Source organism: Methylosinus sp. sav-2 (assembly GCF_004366495.1).
Lineage (GTDB): Bacteria > Pseudomonadota > Alphaproteobacteria > Rhizobiales > Beijerinckiaceae > Methylosinus.
Window position 1 is genome coordinate 185,669 of the sequence record NZ_SOEJ01000005.1, and the last position, 23,195, is coordinate 208,863.

General features: G+C 65.6%; 17 protein-coding genes. 7 read left to right on the forward strand and 10 right to left on the reverse strand.

Annotated elements, in window-relative coordinates; translation table 11 throughout:
- Positions 1-166: 166 nt before the first annotated feature.
- Positions 167-1,489 carry a HAMP domain-containing methyl-accepting chemotaxis protein gene (locus tag EDE12_RS11865; RefSeq protein ID WP_024880334.1) on the reverse strand — a complete coding sequence of 441 codons (1,323 nt, stop codon included), beginning with the start codon at positions 1,487-1,489 and terminating at the stop codon, positions 167-169.
- 198 nt (positions 1,490-1,687) lie between these two features.
- Here EDE12_RS11865 and gshB point away from each other — a divergent pair, with 198 nt between their 5' ends.
- The 3 genes from gshB to grpE are packed head-to-tail and all read left to right on the forward strand — an operon-like array spanning position 1,688 to position 6,132.
- A complete protein-coding gene (gene gshB / locus EDE12_RS11870; RefSeq protein WP_026598895.1) occupies positions 1,688-2,644 on the forward strand; it encodes a glutathione synthase in 957 nt (318 codons plus the stop codon).
- A complete protein-coding gene (locus EDE12_RS11875; RefSeq protein WP_026598896.1) occupies positions 2,637-5,474 on the forward strand; it encodes a [protein-PII] uridylyltransferase in 2,838 nt (945 codons plus the stop codon). The genes gshB and EDE12_RS11875 overlap by 8 nt, the downstream gene beginning before the upstream one ends.
- A 55-nt stretch (positions 5,475-5,529) precedes the next feature.
- On the forward strand, positions 5,530-6,132 hold the full coding sequence (gene grpE, locus EDE12_RS11880; protein ID WP_245267332.1) for a nucleotide exchange factor GrpE: 603 nt from the start codon (positions 5,530-5,532) through the stop codon (positions 6,130-6,132).
- 51 nt (positions 6,133-6,183) lie between these two features.
- On the opposite strand, the gene corA is transcribed toward grpE, so the two are convergent.
- Together corA and EDE12_RS11890 are read right to left on the reverse strand one after the other, a co-directional pair.
- Positions 6,184-7,191 (reverse strand): magnesium/cobalt transporter CorA, encoded by a 1,008-nt coding sequence (gene corA, locus EDE12_RS11885; protein ID WP_026598897.1) that lies wholly within the window; start codon positions 7,189-7,191, stop codon positions 6,184-6,186.
- A 94-nt stretch (positions 7,192-7,285) separates the two neighbouring features.
- Positions 7,286-7,702 carry a hypothetical protein gene (locus EDE12_RS11890; RefSeq protein WP_026598898.1) on the reverse strand — a complete coding sequence of 139 codons (417 nt, stop codon included), beginning with the start codon at positions 7,700-7,702 and terminating at the stop codon, positions 7,286-7,288.
- A 297-nt stretch (positions 7,703-7,999) separates the two neighbouring features.
- Between EDE12_RS11890 and EDE12_RS11895 the strand changes: the two genes are divergently transcribed.
- The 3 genes from EDE12_RS11895 to EDE12_RS11905 all read left to right on the forward strand — a co-directional run bounded on the left by EDE12_RS11895 (position 8,000) and on the right by EDE12_RS11905 (position 11,900).
- Positions 8,000-9,586 carry a Do family serine endopeptidase gene (locus EDE12_RS11895; protein WP_024880340.1) on the forward strand — a complete coding sequence of 529 codons (1,587 nt, stop codon included), beginning with the start codon at positions 8,000-8,002 and terminating at the stop codon, positions 9,584-9,586.
- 207 nt (positions 9,587-9,793) lie between these two features.
- Positions 9,794-10,477, forward strand: coding sequence for a response regulator transcription factor (locus EDE12_RS11900; RefSeq protein ID WP_024880341.1), 684 nt, complete (start codon positions 9,794-9,796; stop codon positions 10,475-10,477).
- The gene (locus tag EDE12_RS11905) at positions 10,461-11,900 is read left to right on the forward strand and encodes an ATP-binding protein (protein WP_026598899.1); all 1,440 of its coding nucleotides are present in this window, start codon (positions 10,461-10,463) and stop codon (positions 11,898-11,900) included. The genes EDE12_RS11900 and EDE12_RS11905 overlap by 17 nt, the downstream gene beginning before the upstream one ends.
- Before the next feature lie 4 nt (positions 11,901-11,904).
- Here the strand turns inward: EDE12_RS11905 and EDE12_RS11910 are convergent, their stop codons facing one another.
- Genes EDE12_RS11910 through EDE12_RS11915 form a run of 3 tightly spaced genes read right to left on the reverse strand, consistent with a single transcriptional unit; the run spans position 11,905 to position 14,344 of the window.
- On the reverse strand, positions 11,905-13,740 hold the full coding sequence (locus EDE12_RS11910; RefSeq protein WP_026598900.1) for a carbamoyltransferase: 1,836 nt from the start codon (positions 13,738-13,740) through the stop codon (positions 11,905-11,907).
- Between the two features lie 6 nt (positions 13,741-13,746).
- On the reverse strand, positions 13,747-13,893 hold the full coding sequence (locus EDE12_RS21865) for a DUF5989 family protein (protein ID WP_166141878.1): 147 nt from the start codon (positions 13,891-13,893) through the stop codon (positions 13,747-13,749).
- 34 nt (positions 13,894-13,927) lie between these two features.
- Positions 13,928-14,344, reverse strand: coding sequence for an SxtJ family membrane protein (locus EDE12_RS11915; RefSeq protein ID WP_026598901.1), 417 nt, complete (start codon positions 14,342-14,344; stop codon positions 13,928-13,930).
- 316 nt (positions 14,345-14,660) lie between these two features.
- On the opposite strand from EDE12_RS11915, the gene EDE12_RS11920 reads away from it, so the two are divergent.
- A complete protein-coding gene (locus tag EDE12_RS11920; protein ID WP_026598902.1) occupies positions 14,661-16,226 on the forward strand; it encodes a radical SAM protein in 1,566 nt (521 codons plus the stop codon).
- A 141-nt stretch (positions 16,227-16,367) separates the two neighbouring features.
- Here the strand turns inward: EDE12_RS11920 and EDE12_RS11925 are convergent, their stop codons facing one another.
- The 4 genes from EDE12_RS11925 to EDE12_RS11940 all read right to left on the reverse strand — a co-directional run bounded on the left by EDE12_RS11925 (position 16,368) and on the right by EDE12_RS11940 (position 22,928).
- The gene (locus EDE12_RS11925) at positions 16,368-18,668 is read right to left on the reverse strand and encodes a PAS domain-containing sensor histidine kinase (RefSeq protein WP_026598903.1); all 2,301 of its coding nucleotides are present in this window, start codon (positions 18,666-18,668) and stop codon (positions 16,368-16,370) included.
- Between the two features lie 121 nt (positions 18,669-18,789).
- Positions 18,790-21,447 (reverse strand): aminopeptidase N, encoded by a 2,658-nt coding sequence (gene pepN / locus EDE12_RS11930; RefSeq protein ID WP_026598904.1) that lies wholly within the window; start codon positions 21,445-21,447, stop codon positions 18,790-18,792.
- A gap of 78 nt (positions 21,448-21,525) precedes the next feature.
- Positions 21,526-22,047: a DNA starvation/stationary phase protection protein gene (locus EDE12_RS11935; protein ID WP_024880348.1), complete on the reverse strand. Its 522-nt coding sequence runs from the start codon at positions 22,045-22,047 to the stop codon at positions 21,526-21,528.
- A 128-nt stretch (positions 22,048-22,175) separates the two neighbouring features.
- The gene (locus EDE12_RS11940; RefSeq protein WP_036290983.1) at positions 22,176-22,928 is read right to left on the reverse strand and encodes a CDP-alcohol phosphatidyltransferase family protein; all 753 of its coding nucleotides are present in this window, start codon (positions 22,926-22,928) and stop codon (positions 22,176-22,178) included.
- Positions 22,929-23,195 lie beyond the last annotated feature (267 nt).

Consider the following 23,195-nt stretch of genomic DNA (forward strand, 5'->3'; position numbering starts at 1 on the left):
AGGTAAAACATCAGTCCCTCACCCTGAGGAGCCCGCGATGCGGGCGTCTCGAAGGGTCGCCGCCGCGTGGCTCTGGTTCGTCCTTCGAGGCTTTTTGCGCCGCAAAAAGCGCCTCAGGACGAGGGGGTTGTATTTGCCAGACCGAAGCGATCAGACGGACGCCGTCTCAGCTCGCCAAGCTCTGCGCCAGCTCTTCCGTATGCGCCTGGGTGCGGCGGGCCATATGGTCGATCTCGCGGGCGAGCGTGACGATCGACTCGGCGCCGGCGCCGGTCATGGCCATGGCGCTCGCCACTTGCGAGACATGCTGCGACATGGCCGAGGCGCTGTCGGCGGCCGAGCGCACGCTGCGGGTGATGTCCTTGGTGGCGGCGTCCTGCTCATGCACGGCGGAGGTGATGATCGCCGAAATATGCTCCACCTCGGCGATCTTGTTCTTGATCTTGTCGATCGAGGAGACGGAGAGATTGGTCGCCGCCTGAATCTCGGAAATCTGATCGGCGATCTCCTGCGTCGCCTTGCCGGTCTGGGTGGCGAGGCTCTTGACCTCCTGCGCCACCACGGCGAAGCCGCGGCCCGCCTCGCCGGCGCGCGCCGCCTCGATGGTGGCGTTGAGCGCCAGAAGATTGGTCTGCGCGGCGATGCGCGAGATGAGGCTCACCACATCGCCGACGCGATTGGCGGCGGCCGAGAGGCGCAGCATCTCGGCGCTGGAGCCATTGGTCTCCTGCACGGCCTGGCGCACGACGGTGGTCGATTCCACCGCCTGACGGCTGATCTCGCCGATCGCCTCCAGCAATTGCTCTGAGGCGGTGGCGACCGAGGCGACGTCGGCGGCCGCTTGCAGCGAGGCGGTGCGGGCGAAATCCGTATCCTCGCGGGCGCGACGTTCCTGCACGATCATTTCCTCCGATGCGCCGGCCATTTTCTTCGTCAGCTCGCCGAGCGCCGCGGTCGTCGCCGAAAGTTCGTGGGAATAATGCTCGACCTGATCGCGAATCACCGCCTCGCGGCGCAGCCGCTCCTCGCGATCGTCGCGGGCGCGGATCTCGGCCGCCATCTCATTATTGGCGCGCACGGCGTCGCGCAGCACGATCAAGGCCTTGGAGATCGCGCCGATCTCGTCGCCGCGCTCGGCGCCTTGCACCACAATGGTGGTGTCCCCGGCGGCGAGATCGGCCATTTGGCGGGCGATGGTCTTGATCGGCGAGGCGATGGTGCGGTGAATCGTGGGGATGGAGACGCCCACCACCAGAAAAGCGGCCGCCAGAGTGCCGAGCAGCAGCTCGAGCGACAGCGTCGCCGCCGCCTGATTGGCCGCAACCGCCAGCTGCGACGCCCGCGCCGCATTGGCCGGATCGGCCGCAGCCCCGGTCAAATCGCGGACATTGGCGACCGATACATAGGCGGTCGCGCCCATGAGCAGCAGCAGAGCCAGAAAAAGGAACTGCCTGAGGGCGAGGCCGGCGCCGATCGAGGTGAACCACATTGGGGGATGTATCCAGTTTGTTCCGGTCTTGACAGTTGTCCGTAGTTTTAGACCGATCTCCTTCAAGCGGAGTTAACGTCTATGTGGTCGGGCTGCCCGAAATAGAGGAAGCGCTTTCGCCCCGGGACGAAAAGCGTTACTTCCTCGGGTCCGGCCCGAGAGGCCGGCGCGGTGCGCCACGAAAGAGACATCGAGAGCATGATCGACGTCGCGGTCCAGATGGACCCCCTGGACAAAATCAATTTCGCCGGAGATTCCACCTTCGCGCTGATGCTCGAGGCGCAGAGGCGCGGCCATCGCCTGTGGCACTATACGCCCGACAAGCTGTCGCTCGGGGCCGGACGGCTGAGCGCGCCTGCGCGGGAGATCGCCGTCTATGACGATTCCGCGCGCTATTACGAGCTGGGCGAGGAGCGCGTGCTCGATCTCGCCGGCGTCGATGTCGTGCTGCTGCGCCAGGACCCGCCCTTCGACCTCGCCTATATTACCTCGACGCATTTTCTGGAGAAGATCCAGTCGCGCACGCTCGTCGTCAATGATCCGTCCGCCGTGCGCAACGCGCCGGAAAAAGTCTTCGTCATGGAATTCGCCGATCTGATGCCGCCGACGCTGCTGACGCGCGACCGGGCGGCGATCGAGGCGTTCCGCGCCGAGCATGGCGAGATCGTCATGAAGCCGCTCTACGGCCATGGCGGCGCCAGCGTGTTCAAGGTGGAGCCGGTCGATCCCAATTTCGGCTCGCTCTTCGATCTCTTTTCCGTGACCTTCCGCGAGCCCTGGGTGGTGCAGCGGTTTCTGCCGGCCGTCAGCAAGGGCGACAAGCGCATATTGCTGGTCGACGGCGAGCCGCTCGGCGCGGTGAACCGCATTCCGGCGGAAAACGACATTCGCTCCAACATGGTGCGCGGCGGCGCGGCGGCCTCGACGGCGCTGACCGAGCGCGAGCGCGAGATTTGCGCGCGGCTCGGCCCGGCGCTCAGAGAGCGCGGCCTGCTGTTCGTCGGCATTGACGTCATCGACGGCAATCTCACCGAGATCAACGTCACCTCGCCCACTGGCCTGCGGGCGCTCGCCCGGCTCGGCGGCCCGGACCTCGCCGCGCCGATCTTCGACGCGATCGAGGCCAAGCTCGCGAAGCTGCGCGCGAATGGCTGACGCGCGCAAGGCCGCGCTACGCACGCGGGAAGAGCCTCCGAAACCCTTGCGGCAGCAGCCGCCGAGCGCGCAGGGCCTGCGCGCGACGCTCGGTGAGAAGATCGCCGCCGTGAGCAGAGCCGCCAAGCCCGGCGAGCCGCCGCGCGCCGCCGTGGTCGAGATTTTGCGCAATGTGCTGGCCGAGAGCCATGGAATCGCGCGCGCCTATCTCGAATCCGGCGGCAAGGGCCTCGTCTGCGCGCGCTACCTCTCCGATCTCGAGGATGAGATCATCGGCGCGATCTATGATTATGTCGTGCGTTTCGTCTATGCCGCCGACAATCCGACCTTCGGCGAGCGGCTGACCATCGTCGCCGTCGGCGGCTATGGGCGCGGCACTCTGGCGCCCGGGTCCGATATCGATCTTCTGTTCCTGCTTCCCTATAAGCAGACGCCCTGGGGCGAGAGCGTCGTCGAGGCGATCCTCTACATGCTCTGGGATCTGCGCCAGAAGGTCGGGCATTCGAGCCGTTCCGTCGCCGAATGCCTGCGTCAGGCGCGCGCCGACATCACCATACGCACCACAATATTGGAGGCGCGCTTCATCCTCGGCAGCTCGGATCTCTTTCACGAGCTGCTCGAAAGCTTCGATCGTGAGATCATGCGCGTCGACGCGCGCGAGTTCGTCGCCGCCAAGCTGGCGGAGCGCGACCAGCGCGTCTCGCGCGCCGGCACCTCGCGCTATCTCGTCGAGCCCAATGTCAAGGAGGGAAAGGGCGGCCTGCGCGATCTGCACACGCTGTTCTGGATCGCCAAATATGTCTATCGCGTGCGCGAGCCGGAGGAGCTCGTCGCCGCCGGCCTCTTCACGCGCAGCGAGCTGACGCTGTTCCAGCGCTGCGAGGAGTTTTTGTGGCGCGTGCGCTGCCAGCTGCATTTTTCCACCGGACGCGCCGAGGAGCGCCTCTCCTTCGATCTGCAGCCCATGCTCGCCGCGAAATTCGGCTATCACGACCGCGCCGGCCTCTCGCGCACCGAGCGCTTCATGAAGCATTATTTCCTCGTCGCCAAAGACGTCGGCGATCTCACCGCCATCGTCTGCGCGGCGCTGGAGGCGCGCGAGGCCAAGCCGCCCGCCATGCTGGACCGCGTGCTCGGCCGGCTGCGGCGCCGGGCGCGCAAAATGCCGTCGGATGATTTCATCGTCGAGCATGATCGCGTCAATGTCTCCGCCGAGGATGTCTTCCGCCGCGATCCCGTCAATATCATCCGCCTGTTCTGGACCGCCGACCGCTATGGGCTCGCGATCCATCCGGACGCCGTGCGCGTCCTCACGCGCTCGCTGCGGCTGATCGATTCCGATCTGCGCGCGAGCAAAGAGGCGAACCGGCTGTTTCTCGAGATTCTGCTGTCGCACAATACGACGGAGACAGTGCTGCGGCGCATGAATGAAGTGGGCGTGCTCGGGCGTTTCATTCCCGAATTCGGCCGCATCGTCGCGATGATGCAATTCAACATGTATCATCACTATACGGTCGACGAGCATCTGCTGCGCGCGGTCGGCGCGCTGGCGGCGCTGGAATCGGGCCGCGGACCTCGCCAAGCCGCGCTCGCCAACGATATTCTGCCGACCATCTCCAATCGCAAGACGCTCTATCTCGGCCTGCTGCTGCACGATATCGCCAAGGGCCGCAAGGAGGATCATTCGCAGGCCGGCGCCGCCATAGCGCAATCGCTGTGTCCGCGGCTCGGCTTCGATCCCGGCGAGACGGATACGGTCGCCTGGCTGGTGCAGCATCATCTCCTGATGTCCAGCATAGCGCAGAGCCGCGATCTCTCCGACCGCCGCACGATCGAGAATTTCGCCGCCATCGTGCAGACGATGGAGCGGCTGAAAATGCTGCTCGTGCTGACCATGTGCGACATTCACGCCGTCGGACCCGGCGTGCTCGACGCCTGGAAGGCGCAGCTGCTCAATGTGCTCTATTGGGAGACGGAAGTGGTGCTCGGCGGCGGCCATTCGGCGGCCGATCGCAAGAGCCGCGTCGCCCAAGCGAAAGAGGAGCTGCGCGCCGCGCTCTCAGATTGGAGCGAGAGCGATTTCGTCGCCTATTCGCAGCGGCATTACTCCGCCTATTGGCTGAAGGCGGATATCTCCCGCAAGGTGCGCCATGCGCGCCTGCTGCGCGATTTGAGAGACGCCAAGGCGCCGCTCGTCACCACTGTCGATCTCGACACCAAGAGCGGCGCGGTGGAGCTCACCGTCGTCGCGCAGGATCACCGGCGTCTGCTGTCGATCATCGCCGGCGCCTGCGCCGCGAGCGGCGCCAATATCGTCGACGCGCATATCTTCACCACGGCGGACGGGCTCGCGCTCGACACCATCTTCTTCTCGCGCGCCTTTCCGCTGGACGATGACGAATTGCGCCGCGCGCGCCGCGTCGCCGATTACATAGAAAAAGCGCTGCGCGGCGAGATCGCCATCTCGGAGGCGGTGGCCGCGCGCAGCGCGCAGCGCGGCTCGACGACGGCCTTCGACATTGCGCCGGGCGTCGTCATCGACAATAGCTTCGCCAATATGGCGACCGTCATCGAGGTCTCCGGCCTCGACCGCGTCGGCCTGCTCTTCGATCTGACCAACGCCATCTCCAATCTCAATCTCAACATCGGCTCCGCTCATATCGTGACCTTCGGCGAGCGGGCCGTGGACGCCTTCTATGTGACCGATCTGACCGGCGGGAAAATCGTCTCGCCCTCGCGTCAGGCGGCGATAAAGCGCCAATTGCTGGATGTCTTCGCGCTCCGCGTGCGAAAGACCTCCGGCGGGGGCGCAGGCGCCGCCCCGACTTGATTTTGCGCGCTCCCGCACTGATATCGGGGGCGTTTCATCGCCAATGGAAGAGATCATGAGCGACGATAAGAAAAAGGACACGCAGGAAGAGGCTCGCGCCCGTCAGGCCGAGGACGCCGAGGCCTCCGCTCTGGCGCAGCCGGGCGCCGAATCCGACATCGCCGAGCCCGAGCCCTTCACCGAGCTCGAGAATCTCCACGCCGAGGTCGCGAGCTTGAAGGACAAGCTGCTGCGCACGCTCGCCGATATGGAGAATATGCGGCGGCGGGCCGATAAGGAGATCGCCGACGCCAAGATCTATGGCGTCACCAATTTCGCGCGCGAGATGCTGACCTTCGCCGATAATCTGCGCCGCGCGGTCGACAGCGTGCCGGCTCAGGCGCGCGAGGGCCTCGAGCAGAGCGTGGCCACCTTCATCGAAGGCGTCGAGCTCACCGAGCGCGATTTCGTCTCCCGCCTCGCCCGCTTCGGCGTCAAGAAGATCGAGGCGCAGGGCCAGCGTTTCGACCCCAATCAGCACGAGGCGCTGTTCGAGATACCGGACGAGAGCGTGCCGCATGGCACGGTCGCTCAGGTGGTCGAGCCCGGCTATACGATCGGCGAGCGCGTGCTGCGTCCCGCCAAGGTCGGAATCTCGCGCGGCGGGCCGAAGGGCTGACCCACGCTTTTTCGGACGACCGGGAGCGCGCGACGTGGATGACGCCGCGCGTCACAGCCAATCATTGCGGCGAAAGCGCCAATAGAGCGTCGCGCAGATCGTTGCCGTCGCGGCGAGAATGAGGAAATAGCCGTAGCGCCATTTCAGCTCCGGCATATGCTCGAAATTCATCCCGTAAATGCCGGCGATCGCCGTCGGCACGGCGAGGATTGCAGCCCAGGCCGCGAGGCGCCGAGTGATGTGGGTCTGCTGCATCTGGCCGTTCATCAGGCTCGCCTCGAAGGCGAAGGCCAGCACCTCGCGCAATGTGGCGATCTGCTCGCGCACGCGCAGAATATGGTCGGTCACGTCGCGAAAATGCGGACGCATGGCGGCGTCGATCGCCATCACCTCCGTATGCTCCAGGCGTTGGCAGACGTCGACCAGCGGCGCGACCGCATTGCCGAGCCGCAACAGATCGCGGCGCAGCGCATAGAGCCGATCGACATGGGCCTTCTCTGGCGATTGCGCGAGAATATGGTCCTCGATCTCTTCGACTTCCGCATTGATCGTCGCCAGCACGGGAAAGTAATTGTCCACGATGAAATCGAGTATCGCGTAGACGATATAGTCCTCGCCCTCGGACAGACCATGCGGCGCCGCCTCGCAACGCTCACGCACTTGCGCATAGGAGCTGGAGGCGCCGTGGCGGATCGACAGCACATAGCCCTTGCCGACGAAGAGATGCGTCTCGCCGAAGGCGATGCGGCCATTCTCCATCTGCGCCGTGCGCGCGACGATGAACAGACCGTCGCCATATTGCTCGAGCTTGGGATATTGATGCGCCTTGCCGGCGTCCTCTATCGCCAGATGATGCAGATCGAACTGCCGCTGCACGCGCGCCAGCAGGGCGAAGGACGGCTCATAGAGGCCGATCCACACGACATGGCCGGGACGCGCGGCGAAGGCGCCGGCCTCCTCTATCTCGATATCCTGGAGCCGGCGGCCATCCGAATAGACGGCGGCGGCGATCACGCCGGGCTCACGCCCGACGCTCGGGGCGGCGCTCGATGCACTCATGTTCGGGGCCTCGTCGGATGATAGACCGGCGACGATCTAAGCGCTGCCGCCGACGAAGGCAATCGGCCCTCCCCCGCCGATCGAGACCCGCGCTTCACAACAGCGCGCGAAAATCCTCCACGGTGATCGGCGCGACGACATTCTGCGCATCGTCCAAGATTTCGTAGAGCAGGCCCTTCCCATAAATGGTGAAGAACACGATCACGTCCTGATCGCCGCCGCCCTCCCGATGCGGGTCCTCCGTAGGCGGGCTCACCTTGTAGCTGCCCACCGGCCGCACTTCCTTTATCTCGTCATTGGCGTGATAGAGGCGATGCTCGCCTTGAATCACGAAGGTCTTGTTCATTGTCTTGTGACGATGCAGCAGGATTTTCTCATTGGCGGCGAATTTATACAAAACATGGACGATGCCGGCGTCGTCGTCGATATTCAGCACGGAGAGCCAGAGGTGATCGATCCCTTCGAGGCGCTTCCAATCGGTGTTTTTGTCGTTGAAATTGTAATTCGTCATCGCGCTTTCCTCCCGGTCCGAGGCGACCTTGCGTAGCCTGGCGAAAGAGGCCGCGCCCCGCCATGGACGCCGTCCCTCGGCGCGCCGGGCGAATTGCCCGAGGCGCCGGCGCGCTCGAGCCCGCGCTTCCGCCATGCCGGCAGAAATTCTGCCTTACGAAAGTTTCATGCGGCCGCCACTGTGGCGTAAGCTCGCGAACACCATCTTCATCGTCGACAGGCGGACGCCCCGCCGCGCCACCGGCCGCAGCTCCCGAGTGAGAGAGCGCGCCGAGGGCAGATCGATGGAGAAGGTTTGATGACCTTGCCTATGCTGTTTCGTCGAGCTCTCGCCACCAGCCGCACGGCGCGCTGGCGTCGTCCAGAAGGACGCCCGTTCCGCCTCGCCCTGATGTCCGGCGCCGCGGCCCTCGCGCTCGGCGCGACGCTGCTGCCGGCGCAGACCTTCGCCTGGGGCCAGGCCCCCGCGACGCAGACCCAGACGCAGAGCCCCAGCCAGAGTGCGGCTCCGGCCATCGGACCGCAATCCTTTGCCGATGTCGTCGAGCGCGTGAAGCCCGCCGTGGTCGCGATCAAGACCAAGGCGCTGGAGGCCGGCGGCGGCCCCGAGGAAGGCTTTCCCGGCGCGCCGCCCGAGCTTTCGCCGGATGATCCGCTCTATCGCTTCTTCCGCCGTTTCGGCGAGCCTCCGGGAGGCGGACGCGGCCGGCAGAAGCATATGACGCAGGCGCAGGGCTCCGGCTTCGTCATCACCAATGACGGCTATGTCGTCACCAATAATCATGTCGTCGACAATGCGACGCAGGTGGAGGTGACTTTCGACGACGGCCGCACGCTGCCCGCCAAGATCATCGGAACCGACAAGCGCACCGATCTCGCGCTGCTGAAGATCAGCGACGGCAATAATCTGCCGCATGTCGATTGGGCGAGCTCCAGCCCGCGCGTCGGCGACTGGGTGATCGCCGTCGGCAATCCGTTCGGCCTCGGCGGCACGGTGACGGCGGGCATCGTCTCGGCGCGCGGCCGCGATATCGGCGCCGGCCCCTATGACGATTTTCTGCAGATCGATGCGCCGGTGAACCGCGGCAATTCGGGCGGCCCTTCCTTCGACGAGCGCGGGCAGGTCGTGGGCGTCAACACGGCGATCTATTCGCCCTCCGGCGGCTCGGTCGGCATCGGCTTCGCGATACCGTCCGAGGTCGCCAAGGACGTCATCGCCGCGCTGAAAGACAAAGGCCAGGTGGCGCGCGGCTGGATCGGCGTCTCCATTCAGCCGATCACGCCGGAGATCGCCGAGAGCCTGGGGCTCAAGACCAGCAAAGGCGCGCTGATCGCGCAGCCGCAGCGCGGCGGACCGGCCGAGGCGGCCGGGCTGAAGGCCGGCGATGTCGTCACCGCCGTCGACGGCCAGAAGGTGGACGGCCCGCGCGACCTCGCCCGCCGCATAGCGACGCTCGGTCCAGGCAAGAGCGCGGAGCTGACCTATCTGCGCAATGGCGCGGAGAAGAATGTGAAGCTGAAGCTCGGCAAGCTGCCCAGCGAGAAGGAGACCGCCGCCGCCGAATCCAATGACGATGGCGTCGAGCCCGGCGCGGCGCTGGCCGCCTATGGCATAGAGGTCGCCCCGGCGGCCGAGGTGCGCGGCGGCCGCGGCGGCGAGGGCCTCATCATCGTCGGCATAGACCCCAATGGCGCCGCCGCCCAGAAGGGCCTGCGCCAGGGCGATGTGATCGTCGAGGCCAATGGCCAGACGCTCAAAGGCCGCGGCGATCTGCAGGCCGCTATCGACTCGGCCAAGAAGGAGGGCCGCAAATCCGTCCTGCTGCGCGTGAAATCCCCGGAGGGCGCCCGCTTCGTCGCCCTTTCGGTCAATCCGGCGTCGTGACGATCTCGCGTTTCCACCCACATCGGAAACGCGGAGCGAAGAGAGCTTCTTGCGCGATCGGCCCGTTTTGCCCGCCCCCCGTGTAGCGGGCCCGCGCAAAGGAGGCGGCGGGAGACGTTTCGTCTCCTCTCCCGCCGCGTCAGTCGCGGCAGGTCGGCGCGTATCGCCGGCCTGCCGTTTTTATTCGAGGCGCGCTATATGAGTGAAATGCGAATATTGGTCGTCGAGGACGATTCGGAAGCCGGCGCCTATCTCGTGAAGGCGTTTCGCGAGCAAGGCCATGTCGCCGATCATGCGGCGGACGGGCTCTCCGGCTATGCGGCCGCGGCGGAAGGCCATTACGACGTGCTCGTCATCGACCGCATGCTGCCCAAGCTGGACGGACTCTCGCTGATCTCGGGCCTGCGCGAGCAGAAGATCGACACTCCTGCCCTCATCCTCTCCGCGCTCGGCCAGGTGGACGATCGCGTGCGCGGCCTGCGCGCCGGCGGCGACGATTATGTGTCCAAGCCCTACGCTTTCTCCGAGCTGCTCGCCCGCGTCGAGGCGCTCGCGCGCCGCCGCGGCGGGCCGAAGCCGGAGGAGACCACCTATCGCGTCGGCGATCTCGAGCTCGATCGGCTCGCCCATAAGGTGGTGTCCGCCGGACAGGAGATCGTGCTGCAGCCGCGCGAGTTCCGCCTGCTCGAATATCTCATGAAGCACGCCGGCCAGGTGGTGACGCGCACCATGCTGCTCGAGAATGTCTGGGATTATCACTTCGATCCGCAGACCAATGTCATCGACGTCCACATCTCCAGACTGCGCTCCAAGATCGACAAGGGCCGCGAGACGCCGCTTTTGCACACGATCCGCGGCGCCGGATATATGATCCGTGAAGGCGCTCGTTAGACTCTTCCGCACGACGGCCTTCAAGCTGTCGCTCGCCTATCTGGTGCTCTTCGGCATCGGCGCCGCATTGGTGCTGACCCGCGTGCAGATCAATGTCGAGGACCTCTTCGACGAGCAGACCGCGCAGACGATCGACGCCGACATTCGCGGCCTCGCCGAGCAATATTCGGAAGGCGGCATTCGCCAGCTGGTGGAAGTGATCGAGCGCCGCGTGCGCACGCCCGGAGCCTCGCTCTATCTGGTGACGACCTTCTCCGGCGAGCTCGTCGTCGGCAATATCGCCGCCTTGCCGCCGGACCTGCCGGACGGCACCGAGCTGGTCGAGGCGCGCTATCAGCGGCGCGGCGAAACCGCCGCTCATCATCGCGCCATGATGCGGCTGTTCCAGCTCCCGGGCGGCTTTCGCCTGCTCGTCGGCCATGATCTGCAGGACAGAAAGCTGCTGCGCGGCATATTGCGCCGCGCGCTCGTCGCCTCGCTGTTCTGGCTCATCGCCATCGGCACGCTCGGCGGACTCATCGTCGCGCGGCGCATTCTGGCGCGGCTCGACAAGCTCTCCGCCTCGGGCCGCCGCATCATGTCCGGCGATCTCGAGCAGCGCCTGCCGCTGATGGGCGCGGACGACGAGCTGGACCGTCTCGCCGGAAATCTCAACGCCATGCTGGACCGCATCGGGCAGCTGATGGCGGGGCTACGCGAGGTCTCCGACAATATCGCGCATGATCTCAAAACGCCGCTGACGCGCTTGCGCAATCGCGCCGACGCCGCGCTGCGCGCCGATCTCAGCGCCGCGCAATATCGCGATGCGCTGACCGATATGATCGAGGAATCCGACTCGCTCATCCGCATCTTCGACGCGCTGCTGATGATCGCGCGCGCCGAGGCCGGCTATTGCAGCGATTTCTCCAGCGATTTCGACGCCGGCCGCGTCGCCGCCGACATCGCCGAAATGTACGAGCCCGTGGCCGAGGAGCATGACGCGCGCATAGAGCTCGCTGCGGCCGACGGACTGACGCTGCGCGGCAATCGCGAGCTGCTCGGCCAGGCGCTGGTCAATCTCGTCGACAATGCGCTGAAATATGGCGCCACCGCGCCCGACGCCGTCGTGCGCGTCGCGGCGCGGCGGGCGGGCGACAGCATAGAGATCGAGGTCTCCGATCGCGGCCCCGGCATAGCCGAGAAGGACCGCGACCGCGTGATCGGGCGTTTCGTGCGGCTCGAGAACTCGCGCTCACGGCCGGGCTCCGGCCTCGGCCTGTCGCTCGCCGCCGCAGTGGCGCGCCTGCATGGCGGGACCTTGCGCATTGAGGACAATGCGCCGGGCCTGCGCGTCGTGCTGGCGCTGCCGCGCGCGGCCCCGGCGACCCATGCGCCGAGCGCCGCGCCCTCTCCCGCCGTTCCGCTGGCGCCGCCGGCGGAGTGACTCCTCAGTCGAGTTCGAATCTGTCCTTGTAATCCTTGCGCAGCGCGGGGTCCTGATCCTCCTTGCGCAAATGGCAATTGCCGATGACGAGCGTTTCGATCTCCGTGCCCATGAAGCAGGCGAAGGCGTCCTCCGGCTTGCAGACGATCGGCTCGCCGCGCACATTGAAGCTCGTATTGACCAGCACCGGACAGCCTGTCAGCGCATGGAAGGCCGAGATCAGCGCGTGATAGCGCGGATTGGTCTCCTCATGCACCGTCTGCACGCGCGCCGAGCAATCGACATGCGTCACCGCCGGAATGACGCTGCGCGGCCGCTGCAAGCGCTCTATGCCGAACAGCGCCTCATCCTCCGCGCGCGTCGCGAGCCTGTGCTGCGTCGCGACATCGGCGACGAGCAGCATGTAGGGCGAATCCTCATCGAGATCGAACCAATCGGCGACATGCTCACGCAGAACGGAAGGCGCGAAAGGCCGGAAGGATTCGCGATATTTCACTTTGAGATTGAGCGTCCTCTGCATTTGCGGCGAGCGCGGATCGGCGAGAATGGAGCGCCCGCCGAGCGCGCGCGGGCCGAACTCCATGCGGCCCTGGAACCATCCCACCGCTCTGCCATCGGCGAGATCGCGCGCCGTCGCTGCAATGGTCTCCTCATCCGAGAGCGTCGTGAAGCGCGCGCCGCAATCGGCGAGGCGGCGCTCTATATCGCTCTGCGAATAGGACGGCCCGAGATAGGCGCCCTGCATGGCGTCGCCCTCGCCGCACGCGGCGCGCGGACGTCCGTTGAAATCATGATAGGCGAGCAGCGCGGCTCCGAGCGCGCCGCCGGCGTCGCCCGCCGCAGGCTGAATCCAAATGCGCTCGAAGCTCTTGTCGCGCAGCACCTTGCCATTGGCGACGCAATTGAGCGCGACGCCGCCGGCGAGGCAGAGATTGCGCGCGCCCGTCTCCGCCGCCAGCGCGCGCGTCAGGCGCAGCACGATCTCCTCCGTCACCGCCTGGATCGACGCGGCTATGTCCATATGACGCTGCGTCAGCTGCTCCTCCGGCGCGCGCGGCGGACCGCCGAACAGACGATGCAGCTTCTCGCTCGTCATGCGCAGCCCTGTGCAATAATCGAAATAGGATTGATCGAGACGGAATGTGCCGTCCTTCTTCAGATCGACGATGTGATCGAGAATGAGGCTCGCATATTTCGGCTCGCCATAGGGCGCGAGGCCCATCAGCTTATATTCGCCGCTATTGACCTTGAATCCCGTGTAATAGGTGAAGGCCGAGTAGAGCAGGCCGAGCGAATGCGGAAAGCGCAATTCGCGCTGCAGGGCGAGCGTCGCGCCCGCGCCGAAGGCGACCGATGTCGTCGCCCATTCGCCGACGCCGTCCATGGTCAGCACCACAGCCTCGTCGAAGGGCGATGGATAGAAGGCGCTCGCCGCATGGCTGAGATGATGCTCGGCGAAGAGGAGACGCGCGCGCCAATCGACATTGGGCGCGTGATGCTTCAGCTTTTGCACGAGCAGAGATTTTTGAAACAGCTTGTCGCGCAGCCACACCGGCAGAGCAGTCGCAAAGGACTGAAACCCGCGCGGCGCAAAGGACATATAGGTCTCGAGCAGGCGCTCGAACTTCACGAAAGGCTTGTCGTAGAAGGCGACGTGATCGATGTCCTTCGCCTCGACGCCAGCGGCGGCGAGGCAATAGTCGATGGCGTTGGCGGGGAAGCGCGCATCATGCTTGACGCGAGAGAAGCGCTCTTCCTGCGCGGCGGCGACGATGCGTCCATCCTCGATCAACGCGGCCGCGCTGTCGTGATAGAAGGCGGAAACGCCCAGAATTCGCACGAGCGATCAGAACAGCGTGTAGATGAAAGGAGCGACCGCCGTTCCCTGCAGCAGCATCAGCCCGCCGAGCAGCATCATCACGCCGAGCACCGGCGCCATCCAATATTTCTTGCGGCTCGCGACGAAATCCCACAGCTCGAGAACCATATCCATCGCATTCGTCTCCTGTCAGAAATTGCTTTTCCGGTCAGAATTGCTTGCGCATGTCGGAGGCGCCGTCCGCATCGCCGCGCAGCGTCCAATAGCTCGCCGCCGCCCGGTCGAAACGCAGCGCGAGCGGATCATGCCCGCGCAGACGAAAGAGGATGGCGATCGGCGTCAGCACGCCGAAGAACATTACGGCCATGACGATCGGATTGACGATTTTGTGAAGCGTCGATCCGAAGGCGAGCCAGAGATCGTTGAGCGCTGCGAGCCGCTTCGGCGCGATGATGGCGAGCGCCGCGAAAACGGCGGCGGCGGCCAGCGCCCAAAGGTGCGGAGAGCCGTTTCGCCACATCGGCGCCAGCGCCAAAATGGTCAGCGCCGCGGCGATCACCAGTCCGAAGGAGCGATCGGAACCACGCTCGACCGGCCGATCCGAAGTGAGGGCTTCATGCGTCATCTTATGGCGCTATCCCCTGAAAAAAACCGTAGAAACGCGTCGTCACCGAAACTTTGCGAGGCTTAGGCGATGAAAAGTAGAGCGTCAATTACGGGGTATCCCCATCCGCGTCCGCAGATAGATGTAGAAGATTGAACGGCAAGACGTTTCGACAATCGCATGACTTTGCGCTCTGGCCTCGCGGCGCGGGCGAGCCTGTGGATTACCTTCGAGCAACGGCCCGGCGCCGTGCGAATGAGCGGCTGCAGCGCGCTTTCGGCTTGCGCGCGACAAAAAAAAGGACCTTAATTCATGGGTTGTCGGAAAGGGGCCTGCAATGACCTCATCCCTTTATATCATCAATCCCGCTGCAGATTTTCCAACCTACTTCGGCGCAGAGATTCTCGTCGCGTCCGGCCGGCCGTCCGGCGTGATGATGGCCGATCTCTCATCGACGACCGTCGCTGCGATGGCGCCGCGCGACTTCGCGATCGAGATCGGCGACGAGGGCGTCGCGCCTGTGAACTTCGATCATGAGGCGGATTGGATTTGCGTCACCGGCAAGGTGAGCCAGCGTCGCCGCATGATCGCCATCGCCGACGCGTTTCGTCGTCGCGGCAAGAAGGTCATCATCGGCGGGCCATACGCCAGCCTCAGTCCCGATCATCTCGCCGCGCATTGCGACGTGCTGGTGAGCGGCGAGATCGAGGAGATCGCCGAGGAGCTCTTCGCCGATCTGCGCCGCGGGCGACCGCGTGATCGCTACATCGGCGACAAGCCTTCGCTGGCGACGAGCCCGATCCCGCGCTGGGATCTCTATCCCAATCATCGCGCCATGCTCGGCGCCGTGCAGACCTCGCGCGGCTGTCCGTTCGAATGCGAATTCTGCGACGTCATCCAATATCTCGGCCGCAAGCAGCGCCATAAGCCGATCGCCAATGTGATCGCCGAACTCGACGCTCTATGGGCGCATGGCTTTCGCGCGACATTCTTGGCGGATGATAATTTCACCGCCTATCGCGCCCATTGCAAGGAGCTGCTGGAGGCGATGGCGCATTGGCGGCGCAATGGCCATGAGATGGATTTCGTCACGCAAATCTCTATCGACGCGACGCGCGACGCGGAGCTGATGGACATGCTGGTCGAGGCTGGCGTGCATCAAGTGTTCATCGGCATAGAGACGCCCAATCTCGACAGCCTGCGCGAGACCGGCAAGAAGCAGAATTTGAAGATCGATATTCCGAGCGAGGTGCAAAAGCTCATCGACCGCGGCATTTCGGTGATGGGCGGCATGATCGTCGGCTTCGATCACGACGGGCCGAATGTGTTTTCGCAACAATATGAATTCGCCATGTCGACGCCGATCCCTATCTTCAGCCTCGGCGCGCTGATGGCCTCGGAGGCGACGCCGCTCTTCGATCGCATCACGGCCGAGGGACGCCTGCTGCAAGGCACGGTGGAGACGCAGGCCGTGCCCTGGGGCTCCAATATTCGCCCGGTGACGATGAGCATGGACGAGCTGAATTCCGGCCTGCACAATCTCTGCAACGCGCTCTATTCGCCGGCGGCCTTCGGCGAGCGCATGCTGAATTTCATTCACAGCTTCGGCCGCGCGCACGATCTGAGCGACGCCAAGCTGCCGGAGTTCGAGAGCTTCCGAGAAGTGGAGCGGCAGGCGATGGACATCGCCGGCGAGGTGCGCCGTCTCGGCGACGCCGAAGGGCGCATGTGGAACAAAGTCTGGGGCGCGGCGCTGCGCAAGCCGGCGACGGCGAAAATCGTCGGGCGCATCATGTTCCAATATGCGCAGGCGCGGCACATGTTCGACCGCGGCAATTATTGGGAGCCGCAGCTGGCCTATGCGCCGCCGCGGCGGGAGATGGCGGAGGCCGCGGCGGAGTGACTGCGGGGCCGCGTCTGTCGTCATTCGCGCGATTTTTCCGCCTTCCTTCTCCCCGCATTGCGGGGAGAGGGAGCGCGCCGAACCATTCAGCCGAAACCGTATGGCGCGCGAGCCTGAAGGCTCGCCTCGCGCAGCGCATCCTCAATGCAGCGACGTCCGCGCGCCTTGCGCGGAGATCGCCCGCGTCGTCGGCCGCACGGGGATGCGCAGCATCGCGATCGTGCCGATGCCCACATGCGAGCGAATGCGCAGCGCGCCGCCATGCAGCGCCATCAGCGAACGCGCGATGGCGAGGCCGAGGCCGGAGCCTTTCATGCCATTCTCTATGACCGCGATCGGCTGCTCGAAGGGGCGGCCGAGCTTGGGGATGGCGGCCTTCTCTATGCCGCAGCCATCATCCTCGACGAAAATGGCGACCGAGCGCGCGAGCCGACGTGCGCGCACGCGCACGGCGCCGCCGGCCGAGGTGAATTTCAAACTGTTGGAGACGAGCACGCCGATCGACTTCACGATCGCGTCATGATCGCCATAGCAGCGCAGCCCGTCGCAGGCGTCGACGCTGATCTCGACGCGCTTCGTCTCGGCGCTGTGGCGGAAGCGCTCCACCGTCGCGCGCACGGCGCCGGAGACGTCGACCTCGCGCTGATCCAGCCGCACGCGGCCGGCCTCGAGACGCGACATGTCGAGAATATCGGTCAGCACATCGAGCAGATAGCGGCCGCCCTGATGGATATGGTTGCAATATTCGACATATTTGGTCGAGCCGAGCTGACCGAACACCTGCGCCTGCATCATCTCCGTAAAGCCGATGATGGCGTTGAGCGGCGTGCGCAGCTCATGGCTCATATTGGCGAGAAATTCGGATTTGGCCTGATAGGCGGCCTCGGCCTCGCCCTTCTGCAGATGATATTGCTCGGCCAGCGTCGCCAGCTGCTGCGCCTGCGCCTCCAGCGTCTGGCGCGATTTCAGCAGGTCGGCGACGCTCGCCGTCAGCCGGCGCTCGGAATCGATGAGCTTCTCCTGATTGCGCTTCAGCGCGGTGATGTCGGCGCCGACCGAGACATAGCCGCCGTCCTTGGTGCGGCGCTCGCTGATCTGCAGCCAGCGGCCATCCGCCAGCCGCGCCTCATAGGTGCGCTCGCTCGTCGTGGCGCCCTGGTCCGAGACGATCTGCGTCTCGGCCAGAGCGGCGGAAGCGCTCGCCATTATGCGCGCATAGCTCGCGCCCGGCGCGGCGGCCTCGGCGGCAAGACCATGCAGCGTCAAAAACTTCGAATTGCAGGCGACGAGCCGATTATGCGCGTCCCACAGCACGAAGGCTTCTGAGATCGTCTCTATGGCGTCGCGCAGCCGCATATCGGCCGTCGCCGCGCCTTCCACCAGCGCGCGCTGCTCGGAAATATCGACGGCGACGCCGACGAGGCGCTTGCCGCCTTCTGGATCGTCGATCAATTCGGCGCAGGCGCGCAGCCATAGAAACTCGCCGCGCGCATTGCGGATGCGGAACTCATGATCCATGCCGCGCGAGCCGGAGGCGACGATCGTCTCGACAATGGCGACGAGATCGCCATCCTGCGGATGCAGCCGCATCTTCAGCTCGCCGAAGGAGAGCGAGCGCTGCTCGGGATCGAGGCCGAGCAGGCCGAACATGGAATCGGACCAATGGATGCGCCCGCGCGCAATGTCCCAATCCCACAGGCCGCAGCGGCCGGAGCCGAGCGCCGCGTCGACACGCCGGCACAGGTCGATCTGCGCGCGCTCGGCGAGCACTGCGCGGCGCGCCTCACGGCGAAAGGCGAAGAGGCCGACAGCAGTGGCGGAAGCCGCAGCGGCGGACAGCGCCGCATAGAGGGCGAGGAGGCCGCGCCATTCGGCCAGCGCCGCGTCATAAGGGAGGATCGCCGCCAGCTGCCCGCCGCCCTGGCCCCCGCCCTGCCCTGGCGCGGGCGAAAGATTGCGCACAGTGGCGAGCGCCTTGCGCCCATCGGCGAGGGTGACGCGCATGACGCCGGCCTTCTCGCCGAATTCGGTCAGCAGCTGCTCGGCGCCGAGCAGACCGGCGAGCGCGCCAGAGGCCACGAGCGGCGCCGTCACGGCGACGATATGGCCAGACCCATCGGCGACGGCGACGCGACGTCCGCGCGTCGCGGCATAGTCCGGCAGCGCAGCCGCGCCGGCGCGCAACGTCGTCTCCACGTCGCGCGAGACCGCGCGCGCGAAAATCTCGAGCTCCTGCGCCGCCTCGGCCAGAGTGCGCTCATGCGCGGCCTCGGCCAGAAGGAGCAGCAATGCGCCGAATGCTATGGCGCAGGTTCCGAGCGCGAGCGCCAGCTGGCGCGCGCTCGGCGTTTTTGCAATCAGCCGGCCGATGCTCGAGGAGGCCGTGGCGCTCCATGACGTATCGGCGCAAGTCGTTGTATTGGCCGCGCGCCCACGCGCCATTTTCGCTAATCCCCGCAGTTTGTCGAAGAGGGGGAAAAACGCGCCGCATCCCGCCCCGAATCAGCCCCATTCGAATCCGGCGGCGGGCTTTTGTCCAGACCTTAAAAGGACGTAAAGCCCCTCAGGCGAGCGCGCGCGTCGCTATGTCCGAGACATCGGCGGAGAGATCGGGCGTCGAAAGAATGCGACGCAGCGTCGACTCGGCGAGCGCACGGCGGCGCCCCTCCAGCGAGCGCCAGGAGCGCAGCGCCGATAGCAGCCGCGCGGCGAGCTGCGGATTTTTGGGATCGAGCTCCAGCACCACACGCTCGAGCAGCGCATAGCCGGAGCCGTCCAGCGCATGGAAGCGCGTCGGATTGCCATTGGCGAAGGAGCCGACCACGGCGCGCACGCGATTGGGGTTGGTGAAAGAGAAATCCGCATGCTCCATCAGCCGGGCGATGCGGGCGGTCGTCTCCGCCTCCGGAATGGTCGATTGCAGCGAGAACCATTTGTCGAGGACGAGATGGTCCTTCTTGTAGCGCTCATAGAAGGCGGCGAAAGCCTCCTCCCGCGCCGCGCCCGGCACATGCGACAGGGTCGCCAGCGCCGAGATGCGGTCGGTCATATTGGTCGCCTCGGCGAATTGCCGCTCAGCCAGCAGACCGCCCGAGGCCGGATCGCCCGCCGCCAGAAGATCGAGCGCGACATTGCGCATGGCGCGCTGGCCGGCGCTGTCGGCGTCCGGCGAGAAGCCCTCCTGCGCGGCGAAGCGGGCGTGCGCCTCGGTGAGCGCCGCGCCCAAATGGCGGCCGAGATCGCGCTTCAGCCCGGAGCGCGCGGCGAAGATCACATCGGGATCGACGTCCTTGCCGATCTCGCGCGCAATGTCGATCTCGGAAGGCAGAGCCAGCGCCTGGGCGACGAGGCTGGGGTCGCCCTCTCCCGCCTCGACGAGCCGCTTCAGCGAGTCGAAAAAGGCGCGATCATCCGCCGGCGCGCCGCCGCGCGCGGCCTCTATGCGCGAGAAGATGGAGCGTAGCGCGAGGCTCTGCGCCGCCTGCCAGCGATTGAAGGAATCGCTGTCATGGGCGAGCAGACGCTCGAGGTCCTCCGCCGATTGCGGCGGCGCGAGGCGCACGGGCGCGGAGAAGCCGCGCAGCAGCGACACCACCGGGCGCGACGGCACATTCTCGAACACGATTTTGCGCGAGGGCGTCGAAAGCTCGACGACGCCGCGCGCGCATTCCTCCGCGCTGGCGCCGCTCTCGCCGGGCGAAGCGGCGAGCGTCAGCTCGTCGCCATTCTCGCCGATGAGGCCAAGCGCCAGCGGAATGACAAAGGGCTTTTTGTCGCTCTGCCCGGGCGTCGGCGGCGTCGATTGCTCGAGGCTGAGCGTCAGCGTTTTGGCATTGGCGTCATAGTCGCTCGCCACGGTCACGAGCGGCGTGCCGGCCTGCTCATACCAGAGCGAAAACTGCGTCAGATCGCGGCCCGAGGCCTCGGCGAAGCAGGAGAGGAAATCCTCGACCGTCGCGGCCGTCCCGTCGAAACGCGCGAAATAGAGGTCCATGCCGCGACGGAAATCGGCCTCGCCGATCAGCGTCTTCAGCATGCGGACGATCTCCGCGCCCTTCTCATAGACGGTCGCCGTGTAGAAATTATTGATCTCGTGATAGAGGTTCGGCCGCACCGGATGGGCGAGCGGGCCGGCGTCCTCGGGAAACTGCTGCAGCCGCAGGCCGCGCACGTCGGCGATGCGTTTTACCGCGCGCGAGCGCTGATCGGCCGAGAATTCCTGATCGCGATAGACGGTCAGGCCTTCCTTCAGGCACAGCTGGAACCAATCGCGGCAGGTGATGCGATTGCCGGTCCAATTGTGGAAATACTCATGGGCGATGACCGACTCTATGCCCGCATAGTCGGAGTCGGTCGCCGTCTCGGGCGAGGCCAGAACATATTTGTCGTTGAATATGTTGAGGCCCTTGTTCTCCATCGCGCCCATGTTGAAGTCGGAGACGGCGACGATATTGAACACATCGAGATCATATTCACGCCCGAAGGCCTGCTCGTCCCAGCGCATGGAGCGCACCAGCGAATCCATCGCATAGGAGGCGAAAGGCTCCTTGCCGCGCTCGACATAGATGGCGAGCGCGACGTCGCGGCCGGAGCCGGTGCGGTAGCTCTCTGAAATATGGCCGAGATCGCCGCCGACGAGGGCGAAGAGATAGCAGGGCTTGGGAAACGGATCGCGCCAGACCGCGAAATGTCTCCCGCCTTCGAGATCGCCGGAGGCGATCGGATTGCCATTGCCGAGCAGGACCGGAGCTTCGCTCTTCTCAGCCTCTATCCGCGTCGTGTAGACGCTGAGAACGTCCGGCCGGTCCAGAAAATAGGTGATGCGGCGGAAGCCCTCCGCCTCGCATTGCGTGCAATAGGCGGAGCCGGAGCGATAGAGCCCGCTCAATTGCGTGTTGGCGGAGGGATCGACCTCCGTCTCCAGCTCCAGCGTGAAAGGCCCCTCGGGCGGGGCGTGCAGCACGAAGGAATCGGGCGTCGCCTCATAGGCCTCGGGCGCGAGCGGCGCGCCGTCCAGCGCTGCGCGCCGCAAGACCAGCCCGTCGCCGTCGAGCGCGAGCGGCGCGCCCGCCCGGCCGGCGGGGTTACGCCTTATCGCGAGGCGCGCGACGACGCGCGTCTTGCTTCGATGCAGAGAAATATCGAGATCGACCGCGTCGATCAGATACGCGGGCGGGCGATAATCGGCGAGACGAACGGCCTGGGGGGGTGGGTTGCGCATGGGACCTCGATGCCCGTCACACCTACACGCGGCCGCGCGGCTTCGCAACGGAAACGGAACCGCCGCGGCCGATTCGCGTCACGCATTGCCGCGACGGCCGGCCTCGAACAGGAACCATATCCGCCTCTCGGCCTCGTCTATGTAATTTTCCAGTAGGCTCGCCGTGGCGACGTCGCCGCGCTCGTCGCAGAGGGAATGCGCCTCGCGCATGCGCGCCGCCAGCGCGCCATTGTCGTCGCGCAGCTCCGCCAGCATGTCCTGCGGATCGACATAATCGGCGTCATTGTCGAGGATGCGCTGCAGCCGGGCGATATGGCCGATCGAGCGCAAGCTGGTGCCGCCGACCTTGCGCACGCGCTCGGCGATTTCGTCCGTCGTCGCGAAAATCTGCGCGCCCTGCTCGTCGAGCAGCAGATGATAATCGCGAAAATGCGGGCCGGAGACGTGCCAGTGGAAATTCTTCGTCTTGAGATAAAGGGCGAAAACATCCGCCAGCACGGCGTTGAGCGCGCCGGTGAGATCGCGCGTCGCCTCGGGCGAGAAGCCGGTCGGCGTCTCGAGCGCGGCCTTTTGGCGGGAGCGAATTTCACGATTGGTCATGCGTCAAAACTCCTCGAGCGGAGGGCTGGATCGCTATGACCAGATATGCCGGCGCGCGCGCCTTCCCATGGCTGGACGCGGATTTTTTGCGAAGCGTGATTTTTTCGCGGCGGATTTTTCGCAGCGCCTCAGCCGGCGGAGATGCTGGGAAGCTCCCGCGCGGGCTCGGCCGCAGCCGGCTCGGCCGCGGAGCGGCGCGTCGGCAGGCGGTGGATGGTCGCCGATTCATGGTCGTCGTCGCGGTCCATTCGCGACAGATCCTGACGCACCATCAGGACGAAGAGCGCGAAGGCGATGGCCGACATCGTTCCGATGGTCACGTCGAGGACGGAGAAGCGCCATAGCCGCGCCTCCACCACCTGCGGGCCGAGCCAGCAGGCGAAGAGGCTCCAGGCCGCGACCAGAATGCGGAACTCTGTCGCGCCCATGCCGCCATAGGACAGGCGATGCACGCCCGCCGTCGCCACGCGCAGATAAGTGTAGGAGCTCATCAGCAGATAGAGCGAGAGCACGAACAGCGCCGACGGAAGCGTGAAATAGGGTGAGACGCCGAGGCCGACCACGATCAGGCTCTGCGCGATCAGATCGCTCGAATGATCGAGCAGGAAGCCATAGCGCGGACGCTCGATCCCGCGGTAGCGGGCCAGAGTGCCGTCGAGCGAATCGCCGAACCAGTTCAGGAACAGGCCGGCCACCACCAGTGTGAGGAAACCGGCCGACCAATGGGTGAGCGCGAAGCCCGCCGCAGTCATCGCCGCGCCGACCAGTCCTGCCGCCGTCAGATGATCCGGCGTGGTCCAGGCGGGGAGTCGCGGGGCCAGCGCCTGCAGCACGCGCCGCTCGCCCCTCGCCAAAAGGCTCGTGTTCAATCGGTTCGCCAAGAAACCCCCTCGAAAACCAAGCCCGCTGTCGCGACTGCGACAATCTTGCCAGAATCACGACTCTTTTTTGCACTGCAATATCGGCGCCCGAGAGATTGCCCCGCGCCAAACCCCTCCGTCAACCGTTATTGCCACCCTTACGGTTGAATTCGGAGAGGACAAGTCCGGCTGCGTCACTTCACCGCAGCGCCGACCGCCGCGCCCTGAATCGCCGGCTGCGTCAGCATGGAAACGAGCTGGAACGCCTTGGCGATCTCGGTCACAGGC

Coding starts and splice junctions, on each gene's coding strand:
- EDE12_RS11865 (WP_024880334.1), bottom strand. CDS start 1,489: ATGTGGTTCACCTCGATCGGCGCCGGCCTCGCCCTCAGGCAGTTCCTT.
- gshB (WP_026598895.1), top strand. CDS start 1,688: ATGATCGACGTCGCGGTCCAGATGGACCCCCTGGACAAAATCAATTTC.
- EDE12_RS11875 (WP_026598896.1), top strand. CDS start 2,637: ATGGCTGACGCGCGCAAGGCCGCGCTACGCACGCGGGAAGAGCCTCCG.
- grpE (WP_245267332.1), top strand. CDS start 5,530: ATGAGCGACGATAAGAAAAAGGACACGCAGGAAGAGGCTCGCGCCCGT.
- corA (WP_026598897.1), bottom strand. CDS start 7,191: ATGAGTGCATCGAGCGCCGCCCCGAGCGTCGGGCGTGAGCCCGGCGTG.
- EDE12_RS11890 (WP_026598898.1), bottom strand. CDS start 7,702: ATGACGAATTACAATTTCAACGACAAAAACACCGATTGGAAGCGCCTC.
- EDE12_RS11895 (WP_024880340.1), top strand. CDS start 8,000: ATGACCTTGCCTATGCTGTTTCGTCGAGCTCTCGCCACCAGCCGCACG.
- EDE12_RS11900 (WP_024880341.1), top strand. CDS start 9,794: ATGCGAATATTGGTCGTCGAGGACGATTCGGAAGCCGGCGCCTATCTC.
- EDE12_RS21865 (WP_166141878.1), bottom strand. CDS start 13,893: ATGGATATGGTTCTCGAGCTGTGGGATTTCGTCGCGAGCCGCAAGAAA.
- EDE12_RS11915 (WP_026598901.1), bottom strand. CDS start 14,344: ATGACGCATGAAGCCCTCACTTCGGATCGGCCGGTCGAGCGTGGTTCC.
- EDE12_RS11920 (WP_026598902.1), top strand. CDS start 14,661: ATGACCTCATCCCTTTATATCATCAATCCCGCTGCAGATTTTCCAACC.
- EDE12_RS11925 (WP_026598903.1), bottom strand. CDS start 18,668: ATGGCGCGTGGGCGCGCGGCCAATACAACGACTTGCGCCGATACGTCA.
- pepN (WP_026598904.1), bottom strand. CDS start 21,447: ATGCGCAACCCACCCCCCCAGGCCGTTCGTCTCGCCGATTATCGCCCG.
- EDE12_RS11935 (WP_024880348.1), bottom strand. CDS start 22,047: ATGACCAATCGTGAAATTCGCTCCCGCCAAAAGGCCGCGCTCGAGACG.